We start from the raw sequence: 11,526 nt of genomic DNA, 5'->3' as shown, positions 1-11,526 counted from the left end.
CGCACCCGAAAGGTCTAGTCCACTGCTGAGGATTGTTGCGGTCGGATACAAATCCGGGCGGGGACGGCTTCGCGCGTGGTCCGCCGCGTGGCTCCGCGCGCGATCCCGTCCCCGCTCACGGCGAAAGGATCACGCTGCGCGTGAGGCCGCGGGGGCGGTCCGGGTCCAGGCCGCGGGACTCGGCGACGGTGACCGCGAGCCGCTGGGCGCGCACGAGGTCGGCGAGCGGCTCGGTGCCGGGGCGGGAGACGAGGGTGCCGCCCACCCGCGCGACGTCGCCGGCCAGGCCCTCGGGGAGCGGGCCGAGGACCCAGGTGACGCGGCCGGGCGCGGTGACGGCGATCGGGCCGTGGCGGTACTCCATCGCCGGATACGCCTCGGTCCACGCCCCGGCGGCCTCGCGCATCTTCAGCGCGGCCTCCAGGGCGAGTCCGTAGGTCCAGCCACGGCCGAGGAACGTCCACTGGTCGGCACCGAGGACCGCCTCGGGCAGCGGCTCGGTGAGCGCGAGCTCGGCGTCGACGGCGGCGTCGGCGACGCTCTTCAGGCCGGGCTGTCCGCCGGGCAGCCGGCCGGACGGGCCGCCGGACAGGTCGCCCAGTCCGGCGCGCAGGAAGGCGAGCGCGGTGGTGGCGAAGCGGGTCTGGACGACCGACTCCTCGTCCGCCCAGTCGAGCACGGCGACCGTGTCCGCCGCCGTCATGACCGGGGTCTTCGGGTCGGCGGTGAGCGCGGTGGTGGGAAGGCGTCCCCTGAGGGCGCCGAGCAGGTCGAGGACCTCGGTGGTGGTGCCGGAGCGGGTGACGGCCACGACCCGGTCGTACCTCCGGCCGGCCGGGAACTCCGAGGCGGCGAAGGCGTCGGTCTCGCCGAGCCCGGCGGCCTCCCGCAGCGCCGCGTACGCGAGCGCCATGAACCAGGAGGTGCCGCAGCCGGTCACGGCGACCCGCTCCCCGGGGGCGGGCAGCCCGTCGAAGCCGGCCGCGGCCTCGGCGGCACGGCGCCAGGCGGCGGGCTGGGAGGCGATCTCGACGGAGGTGCGGGAGGCGGGCGTGCGGGCGTCGGAGGTGCGGGCGTCGGAGGTGTGGCCGGAGGTGCGGGACATGCGCGGCGGCTCCTAATGGTCCAGACCAGCGGGGAATCCGGGAAAGTACTGCCGGGTACTGCCACCTCGTGCATAGCAGTGCGCCGCGCCGCGCGGCAATGCGTTGCAGAAGCGATACGCGACTGGTGTAGACCTCCTGTGACTACCCGGGAGAAACTTACGGCCGAACACTGTCTCGACGAAGAGCAAAGGGTGGGTTACGGCTGTGCAGCGGCGACGATTCCTGGGACTGGCCGCGGCGGCCACCGCACTCGGACTGACCGCCGGCCTCTCCGGCTGCGGCACGCTCGGCGGCGGCGACGGCGACGTCACCCTCACGCTGGTGGCCGCCGACTACGACCTCACCGGCGGCGACACCACGAAGCGGTACTGGGACGGCCTGGTCGCCGCCTTCGAGGCCAAGAACCCCGGAGTGAAGGTCCAGGTCCGGATCGAGTCCTGGAACGACGTGGACCGCAAGGTCGCCGAGCTCGTCAAGGCCGGCCAGGCCCCCGACATCGCGCAGATCGGCGCCTACGCGGACTACGCGGCGGCCGACCAGCTGTACTCGGCCGACGACCTGCTCTCCATCCCCGTCCAGGCCAACTTCCTGGCCCCGCTGGTCGACGCAGGCGAGTACAAGCGCACCCAGTACGGCCTGCCCTTCGTCGCCTCCACCCGGCTGCTCTTCTACAACGAGGAGCTGTTCGACAAGGCTGGCGTCGACGGGCCTCCGACCACCTGGGACGAGCTCGCCGCCGCCGCGAAGAAGCTGGACAAGGAGGGCGTCACCTACCCCTTCGCGCTGCCGCTCGGGCCCGAGGAGGCCCAGGCCGAGACGATGATGTGGCTGCTCAGCGGTGGCGGCGGCTACACCGACGGCACCGGGCACTACGACCTCGACTCCGACGCCAACGTCCGCACCTTCGGCTGGCTGCGCGACAACCTCGTGGCCAAGGGCCTCACCGGCCCCACCGCCCCCGCCGAGCTCGACCGCAAGGAGGCCTTCGCCGCCTTCGCGCGCGGCGAGGTCGGCATGCTCAACGGCCACCCGTCCCTCATGCAGGAGGCCGAGAAGAAGGGCGTGAAGGTCGGCAAGGTCGCGCTGCCCGGCGCCGACGGCAGGGCCAAGGCCACGATGGGCGTCGCCGACTGGATCATGGGCTTCAAGCAGAACGGTCACCGCAAGGAGATCGGCGCCTTCCTCGACTTCGTCTTCGCCGACGAGAACGTGCTGAAGTTCGCGGGCGACAACGACCTGCTGCCCGCCACCGTCACCGCCTCCGCGACCATGCAGTCCGACCCGAAGTCCGCGCACCTCCGCGAGTTCCTGGAGGCCCTGCCCGACTCCCAGCTGCCGCCCGTCGGCAAGACCTCCTGGGCGCAGGTCAGCAGCAAGGTGAAGCAGGACATCGGCAAGGCCGTGCAGCCCGGCGCCAGGCCCGGCGACGTCCTCGGCCGGCTGGCCCGCCAGGCCACGGCGGCCGAGAGCGCGGAATGACCGGCGCGGCATAAGTTGGTCTGTATGACCAGTGAACTCGGGGAGCCGGGGCGGGCCGCCGAAGGGCCGTCCACGGCCGTCCTCGGCGAGCGCGAGCAGGCCGTCCTCGCCATGGAACGCCGCTCCTGGCCCGGCCCCGGCGCCAAGGAGCGGGCCGTGCGCGAACAGCTCGGCCTGTCCGCCACCCGCTACTACCAGCTGCTCAACGCGCTCCTCGACGACCCGCGCGCCCTCGCCCACGACCCGGTCACGGTCAACCGGCTGCGCCGGGTCCGCGCCGAACGGCAGCAGCGCCGCTGACGCCGCGGCCATCCCTCGGTAGGGTCGTGGACATGGTCAGCAGCCTTCCGCACCCGACCACCGCCGCCGGCCGCGACGGCCTCGCCGCGCTCCTCGCGCGGCCCGAGAAGGCCGTCGTCGCCCTCGACTTCGACGGGACGCTCGCCGAGATCGTCCCCGATCCGGAGCAGGCCCGCGCCCACCCCGGCGCCGTCCCCGCCCTGTCCGCCCTCGCCCCGCACCTGGCCGCCGTCGTGGTGGTCACCGGCCGCCCCGCCGGAGTGGCCGTACGGTACGGAGGCTTCGCCGGCGTCCCGGGCCTCGCCCACCTGGTGGTCCTCGGCCACTACGGCGCCGAGCGCTGGGACGCGGTCAGCGGCACCGTGCAGGCCGCGGCCCCGCACCCGGGCGTGGCGTCGGTGCGCGCCGAGCTTCCCGGCTTCCTCGACCGGATCGGGGCCTGGCCCGGCACGTGGATCGAGGAGAAGGGCCGCGCGGTCGCCGTCCACACCCGCCGCGCCGAGGACCCGCAGGGTGCCTTCGAGGCCCTGAAGGGCCCGCTCGGGGATCTCGCGGCCCACCACGGCCTGGTCCTCGAACCGGGCCGGATGGTCCTGGAGCTCCGCCCGCCGGGCATGGACAAGGGCGTCGCCCTCGCCGGCTTCCTCCGCGAGACCGGCGCGGGCTCCGTCCTGTACGCGGGCGACGACCTGGGCGACCTCCCCGCGTACGCCGCCGTCGAGAAACTCCGCTCCGACGGCACCCCCGGCCTCCTCGTCTGCTCCGCCGCCGAATCCGCCGCCGTCCCCGACCTCGCCACCCGCGCCGACCTCACGGTCCCGGGCCCGGCGGCGGTCGTGGAACTGCTCGCCGGGCTGGCGGGGGAGCTGGATCAGAGGGCGTAGAACCCCTGCACGTCGGCGTAACAGCAGGAAGGGGCGCCCCGGTCTGCCGGGGCGCCCCTCTTTGAACGAGGTCGGGATTACGACGGGTTGACCACGCTGATCGTCAGGTCGTCGCCCGCGTCGCCCGTCACCGTGACCTTCACGCCGTGGCCCGCGACCTTCACGCTGGCCTGCGGGGCCGTCGGGTCGTAGTAGGCGTTCGGGTCGGTGTCGTCGAAGACCGGCATGCCCGGGACGGACGGCGCGCAGGCCGCCTTCGTCGCGACGGTCTGGCTGCCGCCCTTGCCGACCAGGACCTCCTTGTGGAGGCAGGTCGCGTCCGTCGGCTCGAGGCCGAAGGTGGCGTCGAAGGGCTGGCGACGGTTGCTCGGGGCGGTGCCGTCGTCGTAGCGGAACGGCGTCGGGCGGGCGTCGACCACCATCGCCGAGCCGGCACCCGCGTGGGCGCTGACGTTGTTGTCGTCGTAGGAGCGGTCCACGTACCAGACCAGCATGCCGTTCTGGTACTTGAAGAACTCCACCCAGTCCGGGGCGGTGATGCCCTTGCTGAACTGGTACGGGCCCTCCGCGAGGAGCGCGTCGCTGCCGACGTACTCGCGGTTCTCCACCAGGTAGAAGCGCGGGGACGTGGCCGTCTCCGTGCCCGTGGAGATCTTCCAGCGGCCCTGCGCCGTCCAGCCGTTCACGCCCTGCTCGACGTCGTCGGCCAGCGCGGTGGTGCTGCCCGTGGCGATCGTGATGTCGTCGAGGAACGCGCCGGCGAAGTGCACGCCGCCGTCCGTCTGGTAGCGGAAGCGGAAGAGCGAGTTCTTGCCGCCGGCGGCGTAGGAGTAGCGCAGCGTCGTCCACTTGCCCGCCGAGGAGCCGTCCACGGCCGAGCCGGCGCGCTGCCAGGTGGCGCCGTTGTCGAGCGAGTACTCGGCGAAGAGGTAGTCGAAGTCCGCCTCGATCTCGTACCAGGCGCTCGCCTTGACCGTGACCCGCGAGGCGGCGGGCACGGAGCGGGTGAGGGACTGGTTGAGGCCGTCCGCCGAGCCGGTCCACCAGGCGTGGCTGCCCGAGACGGGCGTCGCGTAGGTGGTGCTGCTCGTCTTGTCGGGCAGCGCGATGCGGACCGCCTGCTCCTTGCCGGTGACCTGGAGCTGCGCCGGGTTCAGGGTGTACGTGCCGGAGGCGCCGAGCGGCGCGTCGGCGTAGTCCAGCCAGCCGAGGAACAGCTTCTCCTCCGCGCCCATCAGGCCCGGCAGGGTGCCGATGCCCTCGTTCGCGGCGGCGCCGTGGCCGAGCCAGGAGCCGGAGCTCATCAGGGTCCAGAAGGCGGTCGAGTTCTCGCCGCCGTCGGTGTCGTAGAAGTCCGGCAGGCCGAGGTCGTGGCCGAACTCGTGGCAGAAGACGCCGAGTCCGCCGTTCTCGCCCTCGGTGGTGTAGTCGCCGAGCCAGTACTTCGACTGGCCGATGCGGGCGCCGCCCGCCTTGTTCTGGGTGCCGGCGACGAGGGGGCCGGTGAGACCGAAGTCGTCACCGTTGACGTACCAGCGGTGCGACCAGATGGCGTCCTCGCCCTGCGCGCCGCCGCCCGCGTCCTCGCCCATGCCGGCGTGCACGGCCTGGAAGTGGTCGATGTAGCCGTCGGCCTCGTCGAAGTTGCCGTCGTGGTCCCAGTCGTTGCGGTCCCAGACGTCGAACTGGGCGAGGTAGGCGTCGATCTCGGCGGGCGTCTTGCCGGCCGCGATCTGCGCGTTCCACCAGGCGTCGCCGGTGTCCTGGATGAAGGCCCAGGAGCCGCCGTTGTCCTCGACGGCGTTGTCGCCGTACGTGGAGGCGTTGCCGGGGACCTTGACCCAGTCCTCGACCACGTTGGTGACCGAGTAGGCGCCGCTCGACAGCTTCTCGTAGTAGGTCCGCATGGACTCGCCGGAACCGTTGAAGAGGTTCTCGTAGTGCGCCTTGTTGAAGTCGGCGCTCCAGGCGTTGGAGTTGTCGACGCTGCGGTCCGGCTGGGGTATCTCGTTGTGGAGCGGACCGGGGACGGTGCCGAGCTTGCCGGAGCCCTCCGTGCCGAACTCGGAGAGGATCGTGAAGATCTTCTCCTGGCGGGTGGCGGTGGTGGTCTCGGTCTCCGCGAACTTGCCGGGCGCGACCTCGACGACGCCCTTGGCGTTCGCCTTGGCCTTGCCCTTGGCGACCAGGTCGATCGCCTGCTTGCGCAGTTCGGTGCGCTGCTTGGTGAGCGGTCCGGGGCGGTTGTCCTCCCGGTGCGCCGCGCCGGCGCCGCTGCCGGCGTCCCGTGCTTCCTGCGCGGCGGCGGCCGGGGTGAGCCCCGCTGCGAGGAGTGCGGTGAGCGCTGACCCGAGGGTCATGCCCACAACAATTTTTTTCACGTTGTTCGCGATCCCTTCGCTCGCATGCGTGGGTGACGCATGGTGCGCGTGATTCCGTCGGGGGTTACGGATCGCCTGGGGGAACGATCGGTCGCAGAGTCTGACACGGAAGACCCTGCCGGGAGGAGGGGGAGACCCCGAAGAATTTCCGTCCCGATACAGGGGAGCAGCGGGGGGAGGGGTAGGGGTGGCGGGGGAGCGGCCCGGAGAACGCGCCGGAAGCGGCGGGGAGCGGCGCGCCCCCGCGCCGGAAGCGGCGGGGAGCGGCGCGCCCCGCATCCTCACGGCGCTCGTCCGCCGCCGCTCCTGAGCCGCTTCGGGGTCACAGGGACCGCAGCGCCTCCAGCTGGTCCAGGAACCAGCGCTGCGGCGGCAGGGCCGTGGCCGCGGCGGCGAGGCGCTTGGTGCGTTCGGCGCGCTCGGCGGCGGGCATCGACAGGGCGCGGTGGAGGGCGTCGGCGGTCTCGGTGACGTCGAAGGGGTTCACCGTGAGCGCGTCCTGGCTCAGCTCCATGTACGCGCCGGCCTCGCGGGAGAGCACCAGGGCGCAGCCCGCCTCGGAGACCACCGGGATCTCCTTGGCGACCAGGTTCATGCCGTCGCGGACCGGGTTGACCAGCGCCACGTCGGCCAGGCGGTAGGCGGCGAGGGAGCGGGTGAAGTCGTCCTCGACCGAGACCAGGACCGGCCGCCAGTCCGCCGTGCCGAACTCGGCGTTGATCTCCTCGGCCAGGGCGACGACGGAGGCCGTGTACGCGCGGTACGACTCCAGGTCCTGGCGGGACGGATAGGCGGAGGCCAGGTGGACCACCCGGTCGCGCCACTCGGGGTGGGCGGTGAGCAGCTCCCGGTAGGCGAGCAGGCCGCGCAGGATGTTCTTCGAGAGTTCGGTGCGGTCGACGCGGACGATGGTCTTCCGGTCCCCGACCTCCTCGCGGAGCCGGGCCAGGCGGTCGTCCACCTGGGGGCGGTGGGCGAGGGCCCGCAGCTCGTCGCCGTCGACGCCGAGGGGGCGGACGGCGACGTCGGTGGTGCGCTTCGGCCCGGGGCCGCCGCCGCGCCGGTGCTCCACGCCCCGCCGGGGGCTTCCCGCGGGGAAGGAGGGCACGGCGGTCCCCGACGCGTTGTCCATGGACGTGCTCTGCATGAAGGCGCCGCTCCACAGGGCGGTGTGGAAGCCCAGCTCGTCCGCGCCGAGCATGCCCCACACCAGCTCTTCCCGGATGTCCTGCGGCAGCATGCGCAGATAGGCCGGATCCGCCCACGGCGTGTGCGTGAAGTGGCCGATCCGGAGGTCCGGGCGCAGCTCGCGGAGCATCCCCGGGACCAGAGCCAGGTGGTAGTCCTGCACCAGCACCGCCGCGCCCTCGTCGGCGGCCTCCGCGAGGGCTTCGGCGAAGGCGCGGTTGTAGCCGCGGTAGGACTCCCAGCGGCGGCGGAACTCCGCGTCGAAGACGGGCTCGCGCGGGATCTCGTACAGATGGTGGTGGAGGAACCACAGCACCGAGTTCGCGATGCCGTTGTACGCGTCCGCGTACACCTCCGGGTCGATGTCCAGCATCCGCACGCCCGGCTCGGCGACCCCGCGGCGCACGGCCTCGCGGTCGCCGTCGCCGAGCGCCGCGCACACCCACAGGGTGTCGTCGGCGGAGCCCTGCGACGAGACGGCGCTCAGACCCGAGACGAGCCCGCCGCCGCCCCGCCGGGTGTCGAGCGTCCCGTCGTCGCGCACGCTGTACGAGACGGGGCCGCGGTTCGATGCCAGGAGGACGGAAGCCATACGGCGAACCTAGCCCGTCCGGTAAACGCTCAAACGTACGGATTCCAGACGTCGCGGGTGCGGGGGCACACGGCCGCGAAGGGGGGCGCGGACCGCTGGTCATCGAGCCGACGCACGGCCTGAACCAGGTCGGAACCACCGGGAGGTGGCCGGAATCCCGCTGTTACGATCACCGCCTCGGACGGGAAGCACCGGAGGGGGCCGCGCGGGACGCGCGAGCACTGGTCACCCGCCCGATGCCTGAGGAACAGGCTCATGGAGGGGACTTCCTTGTACCTACGCACTCGCGGTGCGCTCGCGTTCGTGACCGCCGTCGGCATGACCGTCGGCCTGTCCGCCGCGCTCACCACCCCGGCGCTCGCCGCCGACACCCTGCCGGCCGACGAGGTCGTCGTGCCGGACCCGGGCCGCCACCAGCCCCGCCTGGAACGGCTGATCAGCGCCGGGACCACCGGCTACCTCCACCGGCAGGAGGGCGTGAACGACCTGCTGTGGACGGACACGGCCACCGGAGCCTCGACGGCGCAGCCCCTGGCGGCCCAGTACGGGCACTCCGGGCTCTACGCCTCCTATGAGGCCGGCACTGCCCGGATCGTCGACGTCGCCACCCGAGCCGTGACCGAGATCCCCCTCCCCGCGGGCCGGAGCTGGCTCAACACCTACACCGCCGACACGGTGGTCGCCCGCACCGATCAGGACGGCGTGACGTCGGCGCTCACCCTGGTACGCCTGGCGGACGGCGGCACCACGGAGACCCCGGTCACCGGCGTCCCCACGGACCTGGGCCTGGCCGTGACCGTCACCCAGGACACCCGAGGGGCGATCATCCGCTTCAGCGCCGACGGCTCGGCGCGCTTCTACCTCGACTACGGGACCGCCACGCTCGTCCGGCTCTCCGGAGCGTTCCCCGGGACGGCGAATCTCCGGCTCGGCGCCGAGCACGTCCTGGGCTGGTCGGGCGGTAGCAGCAGCCTGTACACCGTGCCCCGCTCGGACGCCGCGGCCACGCCCGTGCGCACGGGCGTCGCCAGGCCGTACGCCACCTCCGAGTACCCGGAGTTCGCCGTGGTCGGCGGTCACGTCGTCTACGTCCACTCCGCCGCGTCCTACGACGCGGACGGCGTGCTGCGGCAGAAGCTCCAGGAGGTCCCGCTCGGCGGCGGCCCCGTCCGCGATCTGCTGCCCGCCGGCGCGAAGGGCTTCGTCACGGCCCCGGACGGCAGCGTCCTCGTCGTCGGCGGCACCAGCGCCACCGACTGGGCGGTTCACCGCGTCTCTCCCGGGGACGGCGGCGCCCCCGTGACCGAGGTCGTGCGGAAGGTGCCCCAGGTCCCCGCCACGTACAGCGGTCTGGCGCTGGGCGGCGGCCGACTGAGCTATCTCTCCGACTCGACCTCGGCCCTGAAGCCCGGGACCCCCGCTCTGTTCGACGTCGACACGACCGCGACCGGCACGCCGGCCGCGACCGCGCCCGAGCTGCGCCACCGTCTGTGGCAGACGCCGCACGGGCTGCGGTCGCTGGGCGACGGCAACTCGGTGTACGGAGCCGGGACGGCCGTCGAGGCACCCACGGACGACTCCTACCGCTACACGGACCTGCCTGCGCAGAGCACCGTCGTGGACGCCGCCGGCCGCTACGTCCTGGCCAGGAACGGTGACACGACCTACGCCGTCGACCTCGACCTCGACAACCTGAACCAGAACGAGGTCCGGCTCACCCTGAACAAGTCGGCGGCAGCCCTGTGGGGCAGCCAGGTCTGGAAGCCCGCCACGGCCACCTCCACCGGCCAGGTCAACGCCTACGACCTCAAGAGCGGGGCCACCTCGGCGCCCGTCGAGCTGGGCTCCGGCTGCCGGCCCACCGAGCTCCAGGCCGTCGGCCGCTGGCTGTACTGGGCCTGCGGGGCCGACAAGGCCGGTGTCTACGACCGGACCCTGAAGAAGAACGTGCCCGTGACAGCGGGAGAGTCGCTGCTCGGCGACGGCTTCGTCGTACGCCACGACCGGACCGCGCACAAGCTGCTGCTGACGAACGCGGCCACCGGGCAGACCAGCGACCTCGCCACTGTGCCCGCCTGGGCGGATGCGGACGGCCGGGGCGGCGCCTGGACCGTGGACAAGTTCGGCGCCAACGTCGCCTTCGTCGACGCCGAGCAGAACATCCACGTCAAGCGGGTGCCCGTGGCCCCGCAGCCGTTCGTCATGCTCGACACGTTCGAGCGCAGGATCAGCGGCGGCACGACCCAGCTGCGCTGGCGGACCTCCCGCTCCGTCGGCGCCTGGAAGGTCGAGATCCGGGAGGCCTCCGGCACCGTCGTCCGCACCTACCAGGGAGCGCGGGGCAACGGCGCCGGCGTCGCGATCGACTGGGACAGCAGGGACCAGCTCGGCCGGGGCCTGGAGGACGCCACCTACACGTACGTCATGACGGCGCAGCCCGCCGACGGCACGGGCGCCGCTCTGCGGTCCACCGGAAGCATCGAGTCGTTCGACGTCGGGCTCAGCACGCTGCCGGGCACGTACACGCCCCTGACGCCCGCCCGGCTCATGGACACCCGCAACGGTCTCGGCACCTGGAAGGGGAAGGTCGGCCCGGGGGAGACACGTTCCCTCGAGGTGGCCGGGGCCGGCGGCGTGCCGAGGAGCGGCCTGACGGCGGTGGTCCTCAACGTCACGGCGACCAACGCGACGGCGGGCGGCTTCGTCTCCGTCTACCCGACGAGCACCTACCGGACATCCGCCTCCAGCCTCAACTTCGCGGCCGGCCAGACGGTCTCCAACCTCGTGACCGTGCCGGTCGTCAACGGCTTCGTGAACTTCTACAACAAGAACGGATCCGTCGACCTGATCGCCGACGTCGCCGGCTACTACACCGCCGGCACCGAGGCCTCGGCGTACCAGCCGGTGACGCCGACGCGCCTGATGGACACCCGCGACGGCACCGGAGTGCCGCAGGCGAAGATCCCGGGCGGCGGGACGGTGACGCTGCCGGTGACCGAACCGGGAGCCACCGCGGTGGCCCTCAACGTGACGGCGACGAACGCGACGTCACCGGGCTTCGTGTCGGTCTACCCGTACGGCACCGCCCGGCCGAACGTCTCGAACGTCAACTTCCCGGCCGGCCGGACCGTGCCCAACATGGTCGTCGTCCCGGTCAGGGACGGGAAGATCACCTTCTACAACCGGGCCGGTTCGGTGGACGTCATCGCCGATGTCGCCGGCTACTTCAAGCAGGGCACCGGCTCGGTCTTCACCGGAACGAAGCCGAAGCGCGTGATGGACACCCGCACGGGTGCGGGTGTCGGTGTGCCTCAGGCGAAGGTCGGCGCGGGTCAGACGGTGAGCCTCACGGTCGGTGACCAGTACAAGGCCGTGGTCCTCAACGTCACCGCGACGAACCCGACGGCGACCGGCTTCGTGTCGGTGTACCCGTACGGCACGACCCGCACCGCGGCGTCCAACCTCAACTTCGTCGCCGGGCAGACGGTGGCGAACATGGTCGTCGTCCCGGTCAGGGACGGGAAGATCACCTTCTACAACCGGAGCGGGTCCGTCGACCTCGTCGCCGACATGGCCGGCTACTACACCGGCTGACA

General features: G+C 72.5%; 7 protein-coding genes. 4 read left to right on the top strand and 3 right to left on the bottom strand.

Features of this window, described 5'->3' with window-relative positions; translation table 11 throughout:
- Positions 1–115: 115 nt before the first annotated feature.
- Positions 116–1,105, bottom strand: a complete 990-nt coding sequence (locus tag ACFVGS_RS18280; RefSeq protein WP_385693038.1) for an SIS domain-containing protein — start codon at positions 1,103–1,105, stop codon at positions 116–118.
- 205 nt (positions 1,106–1,310) lie between these two features.
- Here ACFVGS_RS18280 and ACFVGS_RS18275 point away from each other — a divergent pair, with 205 nt between their 5' ends.
- From ACFVGS_RS18275 to otsB, 3 genes are read left to right on the top strand one after another with little or no spacing between them, the layout of a single operon-like run.
- A complete protein-coding gene (locus tag ACFVGS_RS18275) occupies positions 1,311–2,585 on the top strand; it encodes an extracellular solute-binding protein (protein ID WP_384410235.1) in 1,275 nt (424 codons plus the stop codon).
- Positions 2,586–2,609: 24 nt separating this feature from the next.
- Positions 2,610–2,885, top strand: coding sequence for a DUF3263 domain-containing protein (locus ACFVGS_RS18270; RefSeq protein WP_385693037.1), 276 nt, complete (start codon positions 2,610–2,612; stop codon positions 2,883–2,885).
- A 32-nt stretch (positions 2,886–2,917) separates the two neighbouring features.
- On the top strand, positions 2,918–3,769 hold the full coding sequence (otsB, locus tag ACFVGS_RS18265; protein WP_384410241.1) for a trehalose-phosphatase: 852 nt from the start codon (positions 2,918–2,920) through the stop codon (positions 3,767–3,769).
- 77 nt (positions 3,770–3,846) lie between these two features.
- Here otsB and ACFVGS_RS18260 read toward each other — a convergent pair whose 3' ends face one another.
- Entirely contained in the window at positions 3,847–6,129 is a 2,283-nt protein-coding gene (locus ACFVGS_RS18260) for an immune inhibitor A domain-containing protein (RefSeq protein WP_385693036.1), read from the bottom strand.
- Between the two features lie 343 nt (positions 6,130–6,472).
- A complete protein-coding gene (locus tag ACFVGS_RS18255) occupies positions 6,473–7,930 on the bottom strand; it encodes a trehalose-6-phosphate synthase (protein WP_385693035.1) in 1,458 nt (485 codons plus the stop codon).
- A 270-nt stretch (positions 7,931–8,200) separates the two neighbouring features.
- Between ACFVGS_RS18255 and ACFVGS_RS18250 the strand changes: the two genes are divergently transcribed.
- Entirely contained in the window at positions 8,201–11,524 is a 3,324-nt protein-coding gene (locus tag ACFVGS_RS18250) for a FlgD immunoglobulin-like domain containing protein (RefSeq protein WP_385693034.1), read from the top strand.
- The last annotated feature ends 2 nt before the right edge of the window (positions 11,525–11,526 follow it).

The organism is Streptomyces sp. NPDC127114 (genome assembly GCF_042677525.1).
In the GTDB taxonomy this organism is placed as follows: domain Bacteria; phylum Actinomycetota; class Actinomycetes; order Streptomycetales; family Streptomycetaceae; genus Streptomyces.
Note: the sequence above shows the minus strand (reverse complement) of the source record. Positions and strands in the feature narration are given on the sequence as shown.

Coding starts and splice junctions, on each gene's coding strand:
- ACFVGS_RS18280 (WP_385693038.1), bottom strand. CDS start 1,105: ATGTCCCGCACCTCCGGCCACACCTCCGACGCCCGCACCTCCGACGCC.
- ACFVGS_RS18270 (WP_385693037.1), top strand. CDS start 2,610: ATGACCAGTGAACTCGGGGAGCCGGGGCGGGCCGCCGAAGGGCCGTCC.
- otsB (WP_384410241.1), top strand. CDS start 2,918: ATGGTCAGCAGCCTTCCGCACCCGACCACCGCCGCCGGCCGCGACGGC.
- ACFVGS_RS18260 (WP_385693036.1), bottom strand. CDS start 6,129: ATGACCCTCGGGTCAGCGCTCACCGCACTCCTCGCAGCGGGGCTCACC.
- ACFVGS_RS18255 (WP_385693035.1), bottom strand. CDS start 7,930: ATGGCTTCCGTCCTCCTGGCATCGAACCGCGGCCCCGTCTCGTACAGC.